Below are 20504 nucleotides of genomic sequence, written 5' to 3'. Positions count from 1 at the left end.
TACCACCTCAAGGGAATCCATGAAACGAGTCAGCCTCACACAATATCTGGTGGAAGAACAACGCCAGCACAACACGATCCCGGCCGAACTGCGCCTGCTGATCGAAGTCGTCGCGCGCGCCTGCAAAACCATCAGCCACTCGGTCGGCAAGGGCGCGCTGGGCGAAGTGCTGGGCACCGCCGAGACCGAAAACATCCAGGGCGAAGTGCAGAAGAAACTGGACATCATCTCCAACGAAATCCTGCTCGAAGCGAACGAATGGGGCGGCCACCTGGCGGCGATGGCGTCGGAAGAAATGGAATCCATCCACCCGATTCCAAACCGCTATCCGAAGGGCGAATACATGCTGCTGTTCGACCCGTTGGACGGCTCCTCGAACATCGATGTCAACGTCTCGATCGGCACCATCTTCTCCGTGCTGAAAGCGCCGGAAGGCATGGCCCAGCCGACCGAAGCCGACTTCATGCAGGCTGGCACCAGGCAGGTCGCCGCCGGCTACGCCGTGTACGGCCCGCAGACCATGCTGGTGCTCACCACCGGCAACGGCGTCAACTGCTTCACGCTGGACCGTGAGATGGGCTCGTGGGTGCTGACCCAGCGCGACATCCAGATCCCGGCCACGACCAAGGAATTCGCCATCAACATGTCGAACCAGCGCCACTGGCACGCGCCGGTGCAGCGCTACATCAGCGAACTGCTGGCCGGCGACACCGGCCCGCGCGGCACCAACTTCAACATGCGCTGGATCGCCTCGATGGTGGCGGACGTGCACCGCATCCTGAACCGCGGCGGCATCTTCATGTACCCGGCCGATACCCGCGACACCTCGATGCCAGGCAAGCTGCGCCTGATGTACGAAGCGAATCCGATGGCCTTCATCGTCGAGCAGGCGGGCGGCGCGGCCACCGACGGCAAACAGCGCATCATGGACATCCAGCCGCACAAGCTGCACCAGCGCGTGCCGGTGTTCCTCGGCTCGCGCGACGAAGTGGCGGTGGTCACCGGCTACCATACGGAAGGCTGAAAAGCCTGAAACCCGCATAAGGCAATGAAATATTTGCAACCAGGCCAAAATTTCTCATTTTGGGGCTGGTTGTCCTGAAGGTTCTTTGTTAGAATGCGGGTCGTCGCCGCTTTAGCTCAGTTGGTAGAGCAGTTCATTCGTAATGAAAAGGTCGCCAGTTCGATTCCGGCAAGCGGCACCAGAACTCAGCAGTAAGAAATACCAAGAAGTCTAAAAACCCGCTCTCCTCATAGGAGAAGCGGGTTTTTTGTTGTCCGCTCAAATTCGAGGGCGTATCATAAAATCTACAGTCCATGAGGGACAAAATGGCGTCAGGTCCCTCACTCGGAAGTTTGGTCCCTCAATCGGCGCCAGATCCCTTTCGGGAGGCAGCCATGCCACTAACCGATCTTTTCATTCGGAAACTCAAGCATTCCGGCAAACCCAGCGGTGACAAATACAGCGACGGCTGCACGTTGTACCTGCTGGTCAGGGAGTCCAACAAATATTGGCGGATGAACTACCGCTACGAAGGCAAGCACCGGACGCTGGCTTTCGGCACCTACCCCGAAGTCTCACTGGCAGAGGCGCGTGAACTGTGCGCCGATGCTCGCAAGCTGCTGAGGACTGGCACCGATCCCAATCCAAAGAAGACTGCGCCCAGCGTATCGGAGTCCGAGCAGAACACCTTTGAAGCGCTGGCGCTGGAGTGGCTGTCCAAGATGGCGATCACACGCAGCGAGGTCACGCAGCAGAAGGCGCTGGGTTGGCTGCAGCACGATATCCTGCCCGTGATTGGCACGATGCCGGTGGCCTCCATCAAGCCGCGCGACGTCCTGGCCGTGATCCAGCGCGTAGAAGCACGCGGTGCCATCGATTCGGCGCACCGCATGAGGCAGATGTGCGGCCAGATTCTGCGCTATGGTGTGGCGATCGGTTGGGCCGAGCGCGATGTGACTCCAGACCTGCGCGGCGCGTTGATCGCGATCCCGCGCACCAACTTCGCCGCCATCATAGAACCTAAACAACTGGCGCTACTCCTGCGCTCTATCGATGCCTACGAGGGCCATATCGTCGCTGTATCGGCGTTGAAGCTCACGTCCATGCTGTTTTACGTCCTGGCGAATTGCGCGCCGCTGAGTGGTCAGAATTCGATCTGGACGCCGCCGAATGGCGGATCCCAGCCGCCAAGATGAAGATGAAGACGGAGCACATGGTGCCGCTGGCCACGCAGGCGGTGGCAATCCTGCGCGAGCTCTATCGCGTGACCGGCCATGGCAAGTTCGTGTTCCCCAGCCTGCGCACCGAACAGGCCTGCATGAGCGAGAACACTATCAACGCCGCCTTGCGCGCTATGGGTTTCTCGAAAGACGTGATGACGGCGCACGGCTTCCGCGCGACGGCACGCACGATCCTGGATGAAGTGCTGAACGAACGTGTGGATTTGATCGAGCACCAACTCGCGCACCGAGTTATCGATCCAAATGGGCGTGCCTATAATCGTACCGCGCACCTGCCAGCGCGCCGGCTGATGATGCAGCGCTGGGCCGACTATCTCGATAAGCTGCGTGCCGGCGCAGACGTCATTCCACTTCGTCCCTTGCCCGGCGACGGCCAGGCCTGAGCGCCGCTTCGCGCTTGGTATCTTGATGCTCGATCTGAGCGTGTGCCTGATAAGCCGGGCCGCGTTGCGCAACGCGTGCGTTTAGCCACTGTGTCACATCATCCTGTAGCCAACCTACCGAACGCGCTGGCAACTTCACTGGCGCGGGAAATGTGTGTAGCTTGATTTCGCGGTACAGCGTCGCACGCGAAAAGCCACATAGCTGTAGGACTTCACGTAAGCGCATCAGGCGGCATGTACCAAGGATGGTTTTGTTGGTCTCCATATGCACCCCTTTATCGACAACTCTTTTCGATAGGGTAAAGCGTTTGCTGTCTATGGCCTTTGAGGTATCGCTATAAATGTCTCATACGGTTTCGGAAAGAAATGGAGGGTATGTATTGGTAAGGAAATGAGATATATCGTTTATCTCATTTTTGATCGGGCGCCGTATTTGAACTCTCAGCGCTTGATATTATCAAGAAAAGCATAGCGAAGTGGCGATTGCAGGATAGGCTTTCGCCGGTAAAAGTGCTCCACCTTCTTTGGCCGACAAGTTGCTGCAACCGCTCTAAGAGCGTGGTGATGGGAATATGCGAAGCAACTCAACCCAAGTTTGCATAGGCCTCCGAGGACACAATGAATATGAATACAAAACTCTATCCGAGTCTTGCCGTCATGTTGTCCGCCCGGGGGCAACCCTTTTGAAACACATGCGATATAGGCGTCGCTCCCCACCCGCCCGCACATGACCTTGACCACGCGACGCAAGTCGCTGCTCTGCACTAGAGAAGACTTGATTTTATACGTGACGTTAGACCTGTTCGGGCATATAGGCCCGCTGCCGCCCTGTTGCTATTGCCTAACTAAATTCGATGTTTGGTTCAGGAGTGTTATAGGACTGGCGTAGATTCATCAATACCGAGTGCCGAATTTATTCAATCAAAATCTGTCTCAACATAAAAAATTTGTGAAAATCTAATTTTTTCGCCGTTTTGTGGTCGTTGGTCGTTGACTACAAACACTTGGTAATACATACTCAATCATTGCATGTTTGCAACGTTTGATTTCATGGCGGAGAATTTGATGAGCGTTTCTGAATTGACGGTGAAACCCGATCCTGGACGAAATCTAGAGCAGTTATTGGAGAGCATTCCAGTAGAGGCTAGCAATTCGTTTTGGAAATTCGCTGCGAAGGACTTTCAATTCATTCGTGGGCAGAAGAGAAAAAGCCTTAGCGAGGCTATCCATAGTCTCGAGCGTAACGGCTCAAAAACGAGCATTAGTGGACTTCCAATTGCGGTCCGAATGATTTCAGATGCTGAATTAAGTCGCTCTGTGCTTAAACTCCGGCGACGGTTATGTGGTAACAAGTTTACAAAAGACAATTTAAAGTGGGCATTTTGTCGATGGGTTGGTGAGACTGAATTGGCGGCACTTCTCGCTGTCTTAGATGCAATGGGCTGCGCGCATGACGAAAACGGGATGCAAACTAATGGAATTCCTGTATTCTCAGCGTCGTCGGCATCAGCAGCACTTAGGAGTCTCCTTGACCGTTTTAGTCCAGAGTCGCTAATAATTGTCTGCGCCGGTCTCTTGGCAAATGATGAGCGTTGGGCGAATCTCGGCGAGGCATACGACCAACTGCAAGATTTGCTTCAAGAACGCGCCAATGCGCTAATCGAAGAGCCACTAAATGCTGATCAGCGAGAATCTGACAAACCGACAACGGCGAGGGCTACGCCTATAAATGCGGTTGAGTTAGAACGTCCGATCGATCGAGCGATGTTGACCGAAATCAAGCTGGCTAGTCAGCAATTGCAGGATCATCTTAGAGATGCGCTGAGCGCAATTGAGTCTCGACGTATTCCCAAGATTCAAAGCATCATACTTTCTTTGGAGAGTTTGGATCGCACATGGAGTGCTTTGTCCAAACAACTTGGCATAGAAACAGAAGAACTGATCGAAATTGAGGCCGCGTTGGAGAAGCATCTCGCAACTGGTGAGGCAGAAGGCTTGCGTGAGAAGTGCCGAAGAATACGGCACTCTCAGGACGTCGCGTTCGATCTTTCGGCAGTTCGGGAAAGACTGGTCTTAATAGATGCTGGATTTGAGGCTGTAGCCCCCAATTTGCAAGCATTGCACGGCATTAGGAATCTAGTCCAGTTAATCGAACAAAACCCCGAGTTGACTGAAGACGTCGCTGAGGCACTTTATGAAGTCGTCAAGTCGGAGTTTGGAAGCAAGATTGCGATGGCTGCTCTCCGCGGAAATCTCGAGATTTCCGTCCAATCGATAGAACAGAATAACATCGAGCCTCAATCGAAGAGCGCGCTGACTTCGTTCGAACCCCTGGCGATCCAAGAGGCACCTGAGGTACAAGAAGGGAACCCAGAAGAGTCGTCGTCGCCGATGCGGTTCGACGACAATGTCCGTCCTATTCTGAGTAATGAGTTAGCTACTTGTGTGCCGCTTAAAAATGAGGCAACGGAGTGTACTGAGTCGCACACGCTCCTCGCCTCCGAAACGGACGCTGATTCGAGGAGTGAGGTGACTTCGACAGCGTTGGGCGCTGAAGACGAATTTGTAACCTTTCGATTGTTTCAGCAGACGCATTGGGTTGACGAGAATGGCCATGTAGGCTCGGCTCCATGGGCACAGGAAAGCTTCTTTATTACTTTGGCAGAGGCCATCCCTAAGGCATGGGCAGATGGTTTTCTCGCGCGCGCGTACATTGGCTCGCTCGCTCAAAATCAAGGTGCGAAAAATCCATCGCTGCATCTTTCCGAGCTTGAACATGCCGATCGCTTACTGACCAATCCCTCCAATGTCGCCATAGGTATAGATCGAAATCGCGTAGCATATTTGCGCGATCGCGTGTCTGATGGAAAGGCTAAGCCCGATTTCGCGGTCAGCGTGATGTTGGAAGCCCTAAGACCAACATTGCCTAGCACGCTTGATCGCAATGAAATAAATCAAATAGTATCTCTTGCGAAATACAAGGATGTCGCAATTAGTGATGTGGTCACATTCTTGCTCAATGGTTGGGCCTCAAACATTAACCCTATAGATGTCCTTCGCTCGAGGGTTAACAACAGTGAAACAGCAGATTCTTCAACCCTTGAGAAATTAGTTAGAAGTGCTCAGGATAATCTTCGGCGTAAGATCAACTCGTACTGGCAAGCAGCCGGCGGGAAAATTTTGAGAAGGCACTGCCAACGCGCGTGGTCAGAATTTGTACAAACTGAAATTGTTCCTTTACGTGAAGAACTAGCGCCACCCGCATCGACGGAGAACATAAAACGACTCAGCCCATCTGTCATACAACAGCGTGTCGATAAATTGGTTAAAGGTTATCGGCGAATAATGGATGGTGGCGAAGTCAAATACGATGACCGGGCAGCGGCGGATCACGCTGCAGAACAAATTGCTAGTGCTGCCATCCAGCTGCAGGATGCAGTACAGCGTTTAAAGTCCGTGCAGCAGCAGAATCGAATGGCATTCGACGGTTGCCCCTACGAGCAGGCGACCAGGTTGGTTGGCGATCAAACACACAAGGGGAGCGATGACCTTTGCGTTCGTATGTTTCGCGCCGTTCTTACGAACGATCGCATCGCATCTCCGCTGCGCATGGGAGTCAACGCGCTGCTTGAGCAGCCTAACCTAGTACGCTGCACTAATCCTGAAGATTTCTTTGACAAGGGGATTTTAGACGGGCAGATCGATCCTAGCTGCATCACAGACTACCTCATGGCGTGCGTTCTTACGAATCAGATCGATGTTCAGAGGTACTTGCCTGCGGTTGACAAGAACGACGTACTTCGCGCTCTCCATGATCAAGCAGTTAGTTTAAGTCGAATGGATATTCTTGCTGCGCTTTCGCCGGTAGCGTTACTTCAGTCTCACGAGCGAACTCTCATTTATAACTATGCGTTGCAGGTGGGAGATGTCGTATTCGAAAAAGCTCGTGAACTGGAGCGTCTTTGGGGAATTCAGGAGGAATTGCTAGTTTCTTCCTCCGGCGTTCTGAAAGAATGCGTTGATGAGGCTAGGAATCTCGCACGTCCCGACAGTAGCGAAACGGGCCAAACTAATTCCATCACCAATAGCATGTTGGCGCAAGAATGGCTGTCGAAGCTCATTCCTCTGGCTCAGAAGGAGTGCGACTCAGCCAAAGCGGCGAGGATAGCGATCGCGAAAGAGCGCTCGCTAGACTTTGCTGCGGAAGTTGCGTCATGCTTCGACGCGGAAAACTACCGTGGCGTAACCGTTCTACTAAACGGAGGTAGACTAGAGGAGGTTGCAACAGTTTCGAGCGTTCGAAGGACTGAATGGCGTCAAGATGCGATCATTCGTTATTCCTCTGCCCGACAGGCGCTTGAAAGAGAATTCAAAGGTAAGACCGATGAGCAGGAGCGGCTGGTCGAAATGTGGCTTGGCCCCCGTAACGAGCCTTCACCAAGAGAGACATTGGAGAGGCTTTTCTACTCGGTAATTAGCGGCGAAGCCGGACGCTCCGTGGCCGAGAATCAGCATCGTTTCAAAAGCCTGAGCGAACTTCGCGACCACAGCAAAGTTCGCAAAACGATAATTCATTGCTCGGCAATTCGAGATTATTTTCGCCGTGCCAAACTCAACCCGAGCTTCTTGCCACAGCTCGCGGAATTTAGCCAGATCGTGCTTTCAGCGTCGCCAGTTAGTCCGACTAAAAGCGGAGGCATGTTGGACGATTGGGCACGGGTGGTGAATGCTGAACATCCACGTGCGCTGGTTGTCTTCCTTGAGCCCGGAATCTCCGGTTCTCGTCGTGATGAGATTTGTTCGGGATTTCGTAAGCGAGGACTTGCTGCCGCGTTGATTGATGACATTGATCTCTGTCGACTTTTGGAATGCGGGAAACACGCTGAGGGACAGGATTTTATTCCGCTCTTAGAGATTGCGCTTGAGCAATTGAGCTTGGAAAGTATTTCACCATTTTCCGTTCAGGATGGTCAACACGTCCGGATTGAAACCTACGTGGGAAGAGCCCAGGAAGCTCGACAAGTGGCGCTCACCGGCAACTACACTAGAGTCTTCTCCGGTAGAAAGCTCGGGAAGAGTGCACTTCTGAAATATATCGCAGCGACCTACGATCAAGAACGCCTCCCTTCAGGCAATACTCTTCACGTGTTCTTCATTACGATTGCTGGCGGTGAATCTGAGTCATGGTTGGTGCAGTGGATCATCGATGAAATGACTTCGCGATTCGACGTACATGAGTCGGCAAGTTCAACTAGCGAATCTCCGCCGGAGCGCTTCTCGAACTATATGCAGCGCCTAATGCAAGAGTGCCCGCGGGTCAGTATTTTGATTATCTTGGATGAAGCGGACGCCTTCATTGAGGGGCAACTTGCGCGCTACGATCAAGATCGCGAATCGTCGCTTAGTTTTCGCATGATGAAGGGGTTACCGGCAAAAGTCGATTCTCAAGACTTGCATCGAATTCGCATCGTTTTCTCTGGTTATCGCGTAACTAACACGAGAGACGCTGTGTGGGCAAACGCAGGCGACGTTTTGATTTTGCGCCCATTGACTGAGATGGAGGCAGTTCACTTCCTTCGCGGGATGTTGGCAAAGGCTGGAGTTGACCTCGGTATTCACGGTCCGTCGATAGCAAGGCGTTGTGGTTTCCAGCCTGCCGTGTTGATTCGTTTTGGCGACAGTCTGCTAAAACGTTTGAGCCGTAATTCATTCTCGGCGACTCGCGAATCACTTAGAGTTACGGAGGATGAAGTTCGTGCAACCCTGCATGATCAGGCAGTATTGGACGAAATACGAACAGTTGTTAATAACAACTTCCAAGGCAATCGTGTTGGCGCAGTCGTATTCGGTGCAACATTGTTAGCACTTAAAGATCTTGAGCCAGGTCTTGCCTTACGATCTGGACCAGCACAAGTATTGGAAAAACTGCGAGAGATTGACCCAGAAATCGATTGGCTGGAAAAAATCGATCCATCGCCAGTGGCTGAGATCGAGCGGAATTTGCAGGACTTTATTGACAGGGGATTGCTGAGGGTATCCGACGCGGCTCGCTTTGGAGTACGAGAATATCGATTGAGATTTCCACACTTCTTGCCAGTTCTGACGCAGCAGTCAGAAGTTGCATTGGAGGTTCGTCAACAAATTCAGATAATTCGAGCTGGTAGTCTGCATCGAAGGCTTTCTGTAAGCGTCATTGCAGAAAGTGCGCTCGACACAGTCCGATATTGGTTCTCGCAAGAGTCCGTGGACATCTGCAAGATTGTAGTGGTAGCAGGTACTTGGCCAGCTGCTCTTATTGATGAGAAGCGAGGCATACCCGATAGGTTAGGTTGCGATAGGCGGGCAACAATTAGCTCACCTGATGAAGCCTCGCTAAAACGGTCGATTACGAACGGCGTTAGAGTCTTTACTCGTGTGTCCGGGCAGTCTTGGCAGCAATACTTGCATGTTGCGAATCCGCGTCCGATTGTGCTGTTGGGCGGACTTGATTTGCTCAGAGAAACGCGGCGCCAACTACTCTCCAGCTCCGATTTGCCAGTCGAAGTTGCGACTCTGGGGCGACTGCCTGAGGTGACTCTAATGTGGTGGTTTGAGCGAGCACGTGCTCTTCAGTTCGAATCAACCGACGCAATCGCATCGATTATAAAAGGGACCGATGGCATCCCGTTTTTGGTAGCGGCGATAGATCGGCTTCTGAATAAGAGCGACGGCGATGACGTAACTTTGGATGAGATGAATACCGTCATGCTCCAGTTTGAACAAGCGCTTCCGGATTTGGCGCGAACTGTTGCGGATGGCAATCTCGAATATGGGCTAGCAAATCGAGAGCTAGAACTGTTGAAGATGGCCGTCCGATTTGCGTCGGAGGTCGCTGAGGAGTTTGATATTGAGCGAGAATTTGCTGCGGATTGGAACGCGATTTTTGGGGAGATTGAAGGGGTTATTCCACCTTTACTTGGAGACGACGACCGTCTCGCAATGGACGTTTTAATTGACGCTGGATTCTTACATAGGGTCGGCTCGGCGCCAGGTGCAGCGGTTTCGTCTATGGGGCGGATTCGTCTGCCTGCAGACAGCGTAACTGTGAAGATTGTTAGTATTCTTGAGGCCGACAATGTTCGTTGAAGTTACTCTAGGCGGATACACATCTGGCTGGGAGTTTGCAGGAAGCGAAAAGTTTCAGTCCTGGACGAAAAGCAGACCGTGGCAGGGTGATGGAGGCATTTGCGTAATACGCACTGGTGAAGTAGGCCCAATTGATGAGTTGGTGCACAGCGTCAGTAAGAACATTCGTGGGATGAATGGTACTGATCGACCCGTTGCAATAAGGCTCATAGAATGTGGCGGAATAAACGGCACTCCGTTTCAAGCACTTCTTTGCGCACTTGAGTTGGCTCCCACTTTAAGCGTCTTTGATGCACGCAGCTATATTCGCGAGCGCCTTCTTGATCGTCCAACAGTATTTATATTGAAGGAGTCTGATTTGGTGCCTCCTTCCGCATGGGAGGAATTTGTCGCTTTAATCGAACACTATCGAAAACAGACTGTACCGATTTGTGCATTGATTTTCGACAAGTCAGCGAGTGTGCATGTCGAACCGACATGCGACTTCACTATTGGGCGCTGTCTTCATCACGTTCTCACCAACGCGACCACATCGCCAGTAGATTTAGTTTGGTCAGCGTATGTGCATCTGCGCGTTTACTGGGAGAGTGCAGGTAGCATGGGGCGAGCAATAGCGATCGGAGAATTCATAGCTGGCCTGTCTGCCGGAGATGATGAAAGACTTGAAGAATTATTGCAAGAATTTGCACTTTTGATGTCTAAGCATCCGTCATTTCCTATGCTAAGTAGAATTATCCTAGAGGTGGATGCCGGCGGAAATATCCCAGCAAATGTCATTCATGAGTTAGTCGAAAAGGGGCTAATGTGGAGGCCCGCCGGAACTCATAGCCCACGCGTGGTGCCGTGGGCAGCGCGGGCACTATTGAAGACTGCTAGCCTCAAAGGGAGGGAAGTTGGAAATTTGCGTCACAGCTTGGTATGCTCGCCCTTGGCAGCCGAGATTTTGGCGCTGTGCTTGCAAACGGAACAGTTCGTGCGAAGTCGATTGCACAATAGGGGAAACCTGGAAAGACTATCTGCAGATTCAAAAGCTAGCGCTGCCCATACCAGATTTAGTTCAGGGGCAGAGACTGCAATCGTCTACCCTAACGCTCATCCGTCTCCGCCTAGCAGAGCCGAGGATATATGGGTATTTGCCTCGCTAGGGGAACTATTTGGTTGTTGCCCATCAGTTGCCGTTTCCGATCTTGACCGCGAGGTGCTTTACCTTCGTAACGGTATCGCACACGGGCACTACGTCGGATGGCACCAAGTAAAAATGGCGTTGAAGCAAATCAGAAGGTCGGCGGCCCTTTACTAAGCCTTGTTGGGCCCGGTTTAAGGACAGCAAGGACAAGTGTACCCGACGAAGTCTCGAATGGCGCCACCTTACTTGCGCCAATTTCTTTGGTAATTGTCTGAACCCCAATGCGATTGCCGTGCTGATACGGTGCAGTAGCAATATTAGAGGAGCTATCGCTTTTCGATGAGGTGCAGTTCAACTTGATAGCCCATCAAACTGATGCGATCAGCAGCGGCGCGCAGTGCTACCTTACTGAAAAAAGGCAGGTCAAGAGTGCCAGAGCGCGCGCCCGTTTTCTTCAATACGCCAAACACCACCGTCCATTCCGATGGCACGATGCGGGCTGCCGTTGGCAGAATGGGAACGAAACCATTGCGGCCGTACTCGACTTCGCGCTGACCTGCCACTTTCCGGAACTTAGTTCGAACTGTGCTATCGCGTCGAAGCGCTTCAGCCGAAACTAAGCCTTGGTTGAAGAGATGGCTAAGCGGCGCCGAGGAAGCAGAATCCTTAAGGTGGATCAGCTGTTTGCTATGCGAGACGAAGTCGCAGACTTCCAGGTTGGCGTAGCTGACGCCGGCTGGATTGATCTTTGTTTTGTCGATGCACAGCAGATGCGGGTAAGTCGTGGTGCACAGTTCTGCGATCAGCTCCTGTTCATTTGCCGCAGTTGATGCCGACAAAAACGGCGTCTTTTTCAGATCCAGATAATATTGTTGGATATCTTGGTAGTAGGCGCGGCTGACCTCGTACCACTGGCCGTCAAACAACACGTACTGATTGTTGTTATGCTGGGTCTCAAAGACTATGCAATCGTAGACTTTCATTTGGCCCGATGGTGCGGTTGGGTCGTTGTTGTGGGTGCAGACCAAGTGAGTTCGGATGTCGTTGATATCACAGCTAGTAGCAAAGCCGCCCTCATTCAGTTCAGCGAGATAGTCATCGATTGCTAGCGTATCAAATTTCCGTTTGCTACGAGGCATACGTGCTCCTCGGTAGGACAATTGCGAACCTGGGCCGGTGGGCAGAATATCGGGGACCGCTAGGTGCAGTTCGGAAGGTGCACCTGTCGCCATGTTAGTCAATTCGGCCATCAGCACAGCATCCAGAGTATCAGTCAGCGCGCCTTTATGGAGAGGCTTGATCTGATCGATAAAACCGAAATCAGTTTTATAGTCAGTCGCGTTATACAAGTCGAGCAACTGATTGCACAACGTCGGCAGATCTGCGAATGCCAGCTTTTTGCGAATCTGCAAGGCATCTTTGCCGGAAATTGCTTTTGCGATGTTTCGGTCATTAGGCGTACCGGATGCTAAACGCAGCAATTCTTTGTTGGTGTCCAATCCAAAGTCATTGAGATCGCTATCGCGGCTAGCCTGCGTGCGACGTTGCATTACAGTAGAGTCCAGGCTTGCGGTATCCAACACGCGCAAGTCTTTGCGTGAAACGCTGTTCAGCACAACGCGCATGCCAAACTGGCGTTCGATGAAGTCTTGCTCGATGGCATGGTGCCCTTGGCCGAAGCAAAAAGCAAACAAGCGGCGCTCGCTCGCGGGGCCGGCTTCCAGCAGTAGAACTGCAGACGAGTGCTGGCTATGAAGCAGTGGCTTGATGCCAGGTGCGCCGCGTTCGAGGAATTCAGACCAATCAGGCGCATCCTGTTTCGTGGCGTGGTAGTAGAGTTTGCCGATTGGGCACGGGTGAATAAGCAGGCCATGGCCTGCTTTCAGTGCATCCGCAGGCAGCACCCCGGGATGAAACAGTCGCACTGACAGATCAGTAGTTGCGGGAAACAGTGCGCTAGCAGCGAGCGCAGCAGGGATTGCGGGGATAGCTATCGTAGTCATGGTGCTCCCTTATATGGTTATTTAGCTGAATGAAGCCAAAAGCTTGGTGTTGAGTAACTCTATCTCTTCCTCAATTTTTGTTATAGGAGTACTATCGGATTTCCTCTTTTTAATTTAGTAAGCGCATGACTAGTTCGCTGGGCCTTATATTTGGCCGCTTGGCCACTCTGTTGCCTCCGATGCTGGCTGAGGATGAGTTGACAGAGAATGTTTCCCGTAGCGCCTTAGTTACTGGATTAAAGGATGTGGCCCCGTCTGCGCAAGCTGAGGTTGTACTGGCGGTGGTTGAACGGCTATTTTGCGCGCTGGCTTTGATGCATCAAGGAAATGCAGATAAGGGGCAATGGCGGTTTAATTCTTACTCAGCTTGGCTGATGGCGCGTTCACTCCTTGAAACGTTGGCTACCGATCATCACCCCGTCTTTGATCCTGGTTATTGGAATCAGTTGCCAACTGATACTGAGATAGAGGAGCAACGTTTACTGCTTAGTCGGCTGGAAAATGGCAGGATTACATTCCACCCAGCTAACGCCGCCCGTCCAATCCGATTTGTGTATGTCGCATGGGCAGTAATACGCTTAGGCGATCACTTCCTCTTGTATGCCAGAGAGGACAAGGTCCGCCCTGACGCACGTGGGAACTTCGTATTACCGGGAGGGCGCTTTAAATTAAGTGATGTGCCGATTGCTGAGCGACCGGAAACAGCTGAATATGACTTCGCTTACGGAATCGGGCATTGGCCGATGGCGTACCTCCAGCGTTCGCTTTACCGCGAACTTCGGGAGGAGTTGGAGTTATCGGAAAAGGATCATTACAGTTTGGGGACTGCCATCGATATCACCCCTTACAGTAGGATAGAGGGCGCAAGGAATCACTACTCTTATACTGAATATCGTATGCGCTTGTTTCCGCTCCAGTTAAATACTCGCGGTGTAGTAAAACTTTTCGAGCGCTTGGATAACCACCCGGAATTGTTTGCTAGGTTCACCGCGTCAGAATTAGGCACGGAACGTAATGCTCGGGGCCAGCGAGCTTTTGTCACTGCACTGGTGGAGCATTTTGGCGCTGACCTCAAAGAACTGGTGGCGTTGCCGCAGTCAATAGTAGAGACCTATCTGCAGAATACTGCGCATGTTGGTGTCGATATCCCACTAATGGCGGATCAGCCAATCACAATCGGCCGTACCGGAAAGTCGCTGAAGGAACATACGGTATGTTTGACTGAAGTCGAGCTTCAATGGTTATGGGCTCTCGCTTGGCACGCGAAGTCATTACCACTCGCCGGCGTCGATGATATCGGTTTACTTCCGCTCGGATGGATCCGATGTGAAGACATTTCCGCAATATTGAGCCTTAGGGACAAGCTCGACGCCAGCGGCTTACAACTGGTAGAGATTGAAGGTGGGCGATACGCACGCCTGTCTATTAACCCTAGAATGGTGTACTTCGATCCCGACTTTTTCCGCTATCGTTTGCATGGCGATTCAGTCAAGGGCGGCCTAGAATTGTTCTCCGTAGACATTTCCACGCCTTTAGGCATACTCAGGCATGAGTCAGTTTTGATCGAGCTTCACGCTACGCTGGCTGGTGAGTTACGCCACATGGATGGGGTGGAACTGCTTGCGGAAAATACTCAGAGTTCCGAGCACCTGCGTCGCTTGCTTGATGCTGCAATGGGCGATACCACAAAAAATATGGGGATACGCCAGTTGGTCTCACATGTGGACAAAGATCGAAGATATCGAAAGCTCCTGATCCGACGGTGTGATTGAGTATAGCTTCGCGCACGTTAAGTGACCTTTCCTCACGACCATATATCGACTATTGCAATCGTAACCGGCCGCGATGGGGTGGCAACTAGCTGCGACAGATGGTGTATCGAATCAACTCTGTGCGTGGCCCCCTGTGTCGTGCGCCGTTGAAAGGCATTTTGTGCTTTAATGGATGGTTGATCGGAAGAGCGGAATCGAACGGGCGAACCGCGTCTAAAAGTAAGGGACCTGGGAGGGACCTTTGATTTTTCGGGTTTTCTTCACAGGGCATTCGATTCCGGCAAGCCACCAGAATAATCGGAAAGCCCGATTTGGGCGTTTTTCTTGTTATCCGCTTCCGCATCTATGCTATTTCTAGCTTGCGGTTACGATGCGCTCTAGGCATCCGATAATTGTGGTTTGGCTGATATTTCGAAATCTTCCATTGAGTAGATCTGACAGCCAGGATTCCGGCATCCCAACGAGTTCGGCGGCCTGCTGAGGCGTTATTTCTAGGGTATCGATGCGTTGTTGAAGCTGGTGTACCAGCTCGGCCTTGGTGAGCATTTCTTCTGCATCCGGGTAGCCTAAGTCGGCATACACATTTCCACTACCTTCTTCAATGGGGACGCCGTTGATGATGGTGTTCATGACCAATTACTCCGTTCTAGCGCTGCTGCGATCGTCAGGCGCGCTTTGATGAGATCTATCTGCCGCTTGGGGTGTTGCGATGCCATGAGTGGATTTCTTCTGGAAGCAGTGTAGTACATAAACGGCGCTGGCATGGCGCACGGTGTACACGGCGCGGTAGGCATTGCCTTGATGGATCTCTACTATTTCAAGCACGCCCGCGCCGCCGAAACCTGATAGCGGTTTCGCTTTCTTGTGCTTGCTTCCCATTTGTGCCAACTGCAGCGCATAGCTGAAGAAGTCTTGTACAGCATCGGGCATCGCCGCCATGTCCTTCTTGGATGAACCGATCCAATGTAATGGCCTGATCGCAGACATCATCGTATCTCGATGTAGAGAGCTGCCTCAACGCCGCGTGCGGCTGTTGGGCAAAGATATCGGTCCGCGAAGGATGGGCTTTGATGTCGAACATGATTTCGGCTTTCAGTTATGGATCGTCCAGCGTCAGCGTCGTGTCGATGGCACAATAGTCATGTGCGAGATTGATGTGATGGCCCACCGCTCCTGGAAGCGGGATGATCAAATGCGGTCGGCGCGCTTCTATCTGAGGAAGAGGCCTCGCCAGCGCGAAGCCTTACGAGGCGTTTGCTTCGTTCATGTCCTTGCGGACGTTGATTGCAGTTGTCGCGGAAGCGCTGCCGGGCAGGCACGATGACCGGCAGCTTGCTACCTATCAGTTCACTGCCGTTTTGAAGAAACACATCAGGGCAGAGAGGGATCGAGATCTGGTTCAGCAATTCGTTGTGGAATTGGCTTAAGACCTACAGGCTCACTGCTTGCGTGTGCGACGACGGGCGACCATGCCCAGCATGCCCAGGCCGGCGGCCAGCATGGCGTAGGTATCGGCTTCGGGCACGGCGCTGACGGTGATGTTGGCGTTCGGCGCAAAGTCGGCCAGGCGGCCGAGGCCGGACACGTTGCTGTCGATCGACCACACGGTCCAGGTGTAGTCCTTGAACGCCAGGCCCTTGGACGGCAACAGCGAGGCCGATACGGTGGAGAAGATTTCGTTGCCGACGATGTGCGTGGTGACGGCGTTGGCGCCAGCGACGCCGGTGCCATCCGAACGCAGGATGACGGTGGAATTGAAGGTCACGCCCGGCAGGCCGACCGAGGCGAAGGGTGCGTTGTTGGATCCGCCCACATCCAGCCCGAACACATACGCTGCGCCGGCGACGCCGGCGATCGGGCCGGCGGTGGTGGTGCGGAAGGTGAACGCGTTGGTGCCGGGGTTGTAGGCGACATCGGCCGACAGCACGTCGAACGCGGCGTTCTGGCTGCCGGTGTAGACCGAGAGGAAGTCGCCGGTGACGTCGGTGACGGCGTGGGCATTGGCGGCGGCGGCGAGGCCGGCGACGGTAAGCGCTTTCAGGAGCAATTTTTTCATGTCAGTTATCCGGATGTGGTTGTGGGAAGCGGGCCTGGGCACGCAAGCCGTGTATTCCTGATAACTTCGAAATGGTTCAAAAATTTTAACGAATCGGCGGCTGGTAGCGCAGCGCATCCACCACCAATGAGAACGCCGGTGAGGCTTGCCGGCGGCTCGGATAGTAGAGGTGATAGCCGGGGAAGGGCTGGCACCAGTCGTCCAGCACCTGCTCCAGCGCGCCATCCGCCAGGTGCTGTTGCACCATGTCTTCCGGCACGTAGGCGAGGCCGCTGCCGTCCAGCGCCGCGGTCAGCATCTGCGGCGTGGTGTTGAAAATCATCTGACCCGTGACCTGCACCTGCATTGGCTGCCCGTCCTTCTCGAACTCCCAGGCATACAGGCCGCCGTAAGTCGGCAGGCGCAGATTGGCGCAGTTGTGGCTGGTGAGGTCTTGCGGGACCAGCGGTTTGCCTTTGGCGGCAAAGTAGGCGGGGGCGCCGACCACGATCATGCGCATGTCCGGTGCGATGCGCACGGCGATCATGTCCTTGGCCACGCGGTCGCCCAGGCGCACGCCGGCGTCGCAGCGCTCGGCGACGATGTCGATCATGCCGTAGCTGATCGAGATTTCCACCTTCAGTTCCGGATACTCCGGCAGCAGCTTAGCCAGCTTCGGCCACAGGATGGTGCTGGCCGCGTGGTCGTGCGCGCTGATGCGCACAGTGCCCGATGGCTTGTCGCGCAGCGCCGTCAGCGCATCCAGTTCCGCGTGGATGCCCTCGTAGTACGGGCCGATGTTGGCCAGCAGCCGCTCGCCGGCCTCGGTGGGCGACACGCCGCGCGTGGTGCGCGTCAGCAGGCGTATGCCGAGTTTTTCCTCCAGGCCACGTATCGTGTGGCTCAACGCCGATTGCGACACGCCGAGCTGCGCCGCCGCGCGCGTGAAGCTGCGTTCGCGCGCAACGGCGAGGAAGGCGGACAGATTGTTGAGGTCTATACGGGCCATATATGAATCCGGTGCATATCAGTTTGCGAAGATTACCATCTATTCGCATGAATGCCACTTCGGTACATTGCTTCCTGTGCTGTTCTCACTCAATTCTGCTGAAGGAAGTCTCTCATGAAATTCTCTTTTGAAAACCAGGTTGCGCTTGTTACGGGTGCTGCGTCCGGCCTCGGTTTGGCCGCGGCGAAGGCGTTTGCGCAAGCCGGTGCATCGGTCGTGCTGGCCGACTGGCACGAAGACACGCTGGCCGCAGCCCATGCGGAAGTGGCCGCGCTGGGCGGCAAGACGCTGGCCATCCGCTGCGACGTCGCGGACGATGCGCAAGTGGAAGTCATGGTCGCGCAGACCGTGGCCACCTTCGGCAAGCTGGACTTCGCCTACAACAACGCCGGCGTGCAGAACGTGCTGGCCGACACCGCCGACGCGCCGCGCGACGATTACGACCGCGTGATGTCGATCAATCTGCGCGGCGTATGGAGCAGCATGAAGTTCGAATTGCAGCAGATGCGCAAGCAGGGCAGCGGCGCCATCGTCAACTGCTCGTCGCTGGGTGGACTGGTGGGCGGCGCCGAGCGCGGCACCTATCACGCGGCCAAGCATGGCGTGCTCGGCCTGACCAAAAGCGCGGCGCTGGAATATGCGGCGCGAGGCGTCCGCATCAACGCCGTCTGCCCCGGCCTGATCTGGACGGCGATGTCCGACCAGATGATCGCCGCCGGCCAGGGCGAGGCGCTGGAAGGCCTGCTGAAAAGCGTGCCGATGGGCCGCTACGGCCGCGCCGAGGAAATCGCCAGCGTGGTGCTGTTCCTGTGCAGCGATGCCGCCAGCTTTGTCACCGGGCAGTCGATTTCCGTCGACGGCGGCTTCATCATGCGTTGAGCGGGAGGCGGCGCCGATTGGCGCCGCGTGCACCGACCAGGTAGAAGGTGGTGATTTCCATCGCGTCGGTGGCCATGGTCAGATGTTGTAGCCGCCGGCTACTTCGATGGTCTGGGCGTTGATCCAGCCGCCGTCCTCGGTCAGCAGCGTGGCGATCACGCGTGCGACTTCTTCCGGTTCGCCGACGCGGCCAAGCGCGGTCTGGCTGGCCAGCAGGGTTTCGAATGCATCGTTCAGTCCGCCGCCGAGTTCGGTGCGGATCGCGCCGGGCGAGACGGCGTTGACGCGGATGCGTTGTTCGCCAAACTCCTTGGCCATGTAGCGCGTCAGCACTTCCAGTCCGCCCTTGAAGGCGGCGTAGGGCGCCACGCCGGCTGTCGCCACGCGCGTTGTGGCGCTGGTCAGGTTGACGATGCTGGCGCCTGGCTTCATCAGCGGCAGCAGCGCTTGGGTGAGGAAAAACGGGCCTTTCAGGTGCACGTTCATCAGGCCGTCGAACTCGGTTTCGGTGACGGTTGCGATCGGGTTGTAGAGACCGTAGCCGGCGTTGTTCACCAGGCCGGCGAGTTGATCGCTGCCCAGGACGCGTTCGACTTCCTTGCGGAAGCTGGCGAAGCTGCGCGTATCGCCAACGTCGAGCTGCAGTGCAGCAGCCTTGCCGCCGGAGGCGGTGATCTGGCTGACCACTTGGTCCGCCTTGGCCGCCTGGCTGTTATAGGTGAGGATGACGCCCAGTCCGCGCCGCGCGCATTCCAGTGCGGTGCTGGCGCCGATGCCGCGGCTGCCGCCGGTGATGATGACCATGTTCATGTGTGACTCCAAGGTGCGTTGAAAGAGTCTCCATGGTAGTGATTGACGCCGACGCGGGCGCATCGGTTTATGGCGCAATCCTGCCTATTTCTGCTTTTGTCTTGCGGCCCGACTTTGAACTGGGGTTTAATGCTCGCATGGAGAAACAGTTAAAAGAGCTGCGCGCGCTGGCGGCGCATGCCGAGAACCGGCGCACCGAGACCGGCATACCGCGTGTCGCGATGGTGCGGGGCGCCATTCCCGAACATCAGCTGGCCGCCGTCTACGATCCGATGATTAACTTGATTCTACAAGGCGGAAAGTCAATGACGGTTGGCGGCAGGACGTTGCATTATGATCCTGCGACGTACTTCGTCATGTCGGTGGGATTGCCGGCCGCGGGCGCGGTCCACGCTGCGGCCAGCGGCGAACCCTATCTCGCCGTCAGCCTGACGCTGGAGCCCGGCCGGATTGCGAACCTGCTTGGCGACCTGCCCGATACTGCCAGCCGGCTCGGCCAGGAAGCATCGGCGTTTTCAGTCGCGGCGGTGACGCCGGAGTTGCTGGATGCGTGGTTGCGCATGCTGCGCCTGATGCGGCAGCCGGCCGACATCCCCGCGCTGGCGCCGGTCTACGAGCGCGAAATTCTCTACCGCGTGCTGCAGGGGCCGATGGGATGGATGCTGCGCGACATCGCCGTGCCGGATTCGGCCCTGGCGCGCGTCAACCAGGCCATCCAGCAGATCCGGCGCGACTATGCGCTGCCGCTGCGCGTGGACGATCTGGCCGACAGCGCGGCGATGAGCGTATCGGCCTTCCACCGCCACTTCAAGTCCGTGACGGCGCTCAGTCCGCTGCAATACCAGAAGCAGATCCGCCTGCTCAACGCCCGCACCCTGCTGGTGGCGGCCGGCTACAGCGTCACCGCCGCCGCGCACGAGGTCGGCTATCAAAGCCCCACCCAGTTCAGCCGCGAATACGCGCGCGAATTCGGCCAGTCGCCGGCACGCGACGCCACGCGCATCGTCAATGCCATGCGGTGAGCGGTCGCAAACGGCGGCTTATCCGATTGATCTGCCTCAAGCCTCCCGCTTTGCTGCCGGTGCAGGATAGAACACTTGCAAAGGATTGGAGGTGCG

General features: G+C 54.9%; 14 protein-coding genes, 1 tRNA gene and 1 pseudogene. 9 read left to right on the top strand and 7 right to left on the bottom strand.

The window, feature by feature from the left end; all coding sequences use genetic code 11:
- Window positions 1-19: 19 nt before the first annotated feature.
- The 4 genes from GJ695_RS24885 (at window position 20) to GJ695_RS30530 (ending at window position 2627) form a co-directional block, all read left to right on the top strand.
- Complete coding sequence (locus tag GJ695_RS24885; RefSeq protein WP_154369570.1) at window positions 20-1024, top strand: class 1 fructose-bisphosphatase; 1005 nt, start codon at window positions 20-22, stop codon at window positions 1022-1024.
- Between the two features lie 105 nt (window positions 1025-1129).
- Window positions 1130-1205: transfer RNA gene (locus tag GJ695_RS24880), tRNA-Thr, on the top strand.
- 193 nt (window positions 1206-1398) lie between these two features.
- On the top strand, window positions 1399-2199 hold the full coding sequence (locus GJ695_RS24875) for a tyrosine-type recombinase/integrase (RefSeq protein ID WP_308493370.1): 801 nt from the start codon (window positions 1399-1401) through the stop codon (window positions 2197-2199).
- Window positions 2130-2627 (top strand): tyrosine-type recombinase/integrase, encoded by a 498-nt coding sequence (locus GJ695_RS30530; RefSeq protein ID WP_308493368.1) that lies wholly within the window; start codon window positions 2130-2132, stop codon window positions 2625-2627. The genes GJ695_RS24875 and GJ695_RS30530 overlap by 70 nt, the downstream gene beginning before the upstream one ends.
- Here the strand turns inward: GJ695_RS30530 and GJ695_RS24870 are convergent.
- Window positions 2587-2853: a helix-turn-helix transcriptional regulator gene (locus GJ695_RS24870; RefSeq protein WP_229260334.1), complete on the bottom strand. Its 267-nt coding sequence runs from the start codon at window positions 2851-2853 to the stop codon at window positions 2587-2589. The genes GJ695_RS30530 and GJ695_RS24870 overlap by 41 nt on opposite strands.
- An 839-nt stretch (window positions 2854-3692) precedes the next feature.
- Between GJ695_RS24870 and GJ695_RS24865 the strand changes: the two genes are divergently transcribed.
- Both GJ695_RS24865 and GJ695_RS24860 read left to right on the top strand, forming a co-directional pair.
- Window positions 3693-9752 carry a hypothetical protein gene (locus GJ695_RS24865; RefSeq protein ID WP_154369566.1) on the top strand — a complete coding sequence of 2020 codons (6060 nt, stop codon included), beginning with the start codon at window positions 3693-3695 and terminating at the stop codon, window positions 9750-9752.
- Entirely contained in the window at window positions 9742-11052 is a 1311-nt protein-coding gene (locus GJ695_RS24860) for a hypothetical protein (protein ID WP_154369565.1), read from the top strand. Before GJ695_RS24865 ends, GJ695_RS24860 begins: the two co-directional genes overlap by 11 nt.
- Window positions 11053-11204: 152 nt before the next feature.
- On the opposite strand, the gene GJ695_RS24855 is transcribed toward GJ695_RS24860, so the two are convergent.
- The gene (locus tag GJ695_RS24855; protein ID WP_154369563.1) at window positions 11205-12881 is read right to left on the bottom strand and encodes a DUF6119 family protein; all 1677 of its coding nucleotides are present in this window, start codon (window positions 12879-12881) and stop codon (window positions 11205-11207) included.
- A 125-nt stretch (window positions 12882-13006) separates the two neighbouring features.
- On the opposite strand from GJ695_RS24855, the gene GJ695_RS24850 reads away from it, so the two are divergent.
- Window positions 13007-14653, top strand: a complete 1647-nt coding sequence (locus GJ695_RS24850) for a hypothetical protein (RefSeq protein WP_154369561.1) — start codon at window positions 13007-13009, stop codon at window positions 14651-14653.
- A 354-nt stretch (window positions 14654-15007) separates the two neighbouring features.
- Here the strand turns inward: GJ695_RS24850 and GJ695_RS24845 are convergent, their stop codons facing one another.
- From GJ695_RS24845 to GJ695_RS24830, 4 genes and pseudogenes are all read right to left on the bottom strand, one after another.
- Entirely contained in the window at window positions 15008-15283 is a 276-nt protein-coding gene (locus GJ695_RS24845; protein WP_154369559.1) for a helix-turn-helix domain-containing protein, read from the bottom strand.
- A pseudogene (locus tag GJ695_RS24840) lies at window positions 15280-15643 on the bottom strand (type II toxin-antitoxin system RelE/ParE family toxin). Before GJ695_RS24840 ends, GJ695_RS24845 begins: the two are co-directional and overlap by 4 nt.
- A 448-nt stretch (window positions 15644-16091) precedes the next feature.
- Window positions 16092-16709, bottom strand: coding sequence for a PEP-CTERM sorting domain-containing protein (locus GJ695_RS29865; protein ID WP_229260324.1), 618 nt, complete (start codon window positions 16707-16709; stop codon window positions 16092-16094).
- A gap of 85 nt (window positions 16710-16794) precedes the next feature.
- On the bottom strand, window positions 16795-17697 hold the full coding sequence (locus GJ695_RS24830; protein WP_154369557.1) for a LysR family transcriptional regulator: 903 nt from the start codon (window positions 17695-17697) through the stop codon (window positions 16795-16797).
- Window positions 17698-17811: 114 nt separating this feature from the next.
- Between GJ695_RS24830 and GJ695_RS24825 the strand changes: the two genes are divergently transcribed.
- Window positions 17812-18576: a glucose 1-dehydrogenase gene (locus GJ695_RS24825; RefSeq protein ID WP_154369556.1), complete on the top strand. Its 765-nt coding sequence runs from the start codon at window positions 17812-17814 to the stop codon at window positions 18574-18576.
- A gap of 78 nt (window positions 18577-18654) precedes the next feature.
- On the opposite strand, the gene GJ695_RS24820 is transcribed toward GJ695_RS24825, so the two are convergent.
- The gene (locus GJ695_RS24820) at window positions 18655-19386 is read right to left on the bottom strand and encodes an SDR family NAD(P)-dependent oxidoreductase (RefSeq protein WP_154369554.1); all 732 of its coding nucleotides are present in this window, start codon (window positions 19384-19386) and stop codon (window positions 18655-18657) included.
- Between the two features lie 137 nt (window positions 19387-19523).
- Between GJ695_RS24820 and GJ695_RS24815 the strand changes: the two genes are divergently transcribed.
- Complete coding sequence (locus tag GJ695_RS24815) at window positions 19524-20408, top strand: AraC family transcriptional regulator (protein ID WP_154369552.1); 885 nt, start codon at window positions 19524-19526, stop codon at window positions 20406-20408.
- Window positions 20409-20504 lie beyond the last annotated feature (96 nt).

The sequence above is a fragment of the Duganella alba genome, assembly GCF_009674495.1.
Lineage (GTDB): Bacteria > Pseudomonadota > Gammaproteobacteria > Burkholderiales > Burkholderiaceae_D > Rugamonas > Rugamonas alba.
This window is presented reverse-complemented; position numbering and strand designations above follow the sequence as displayed.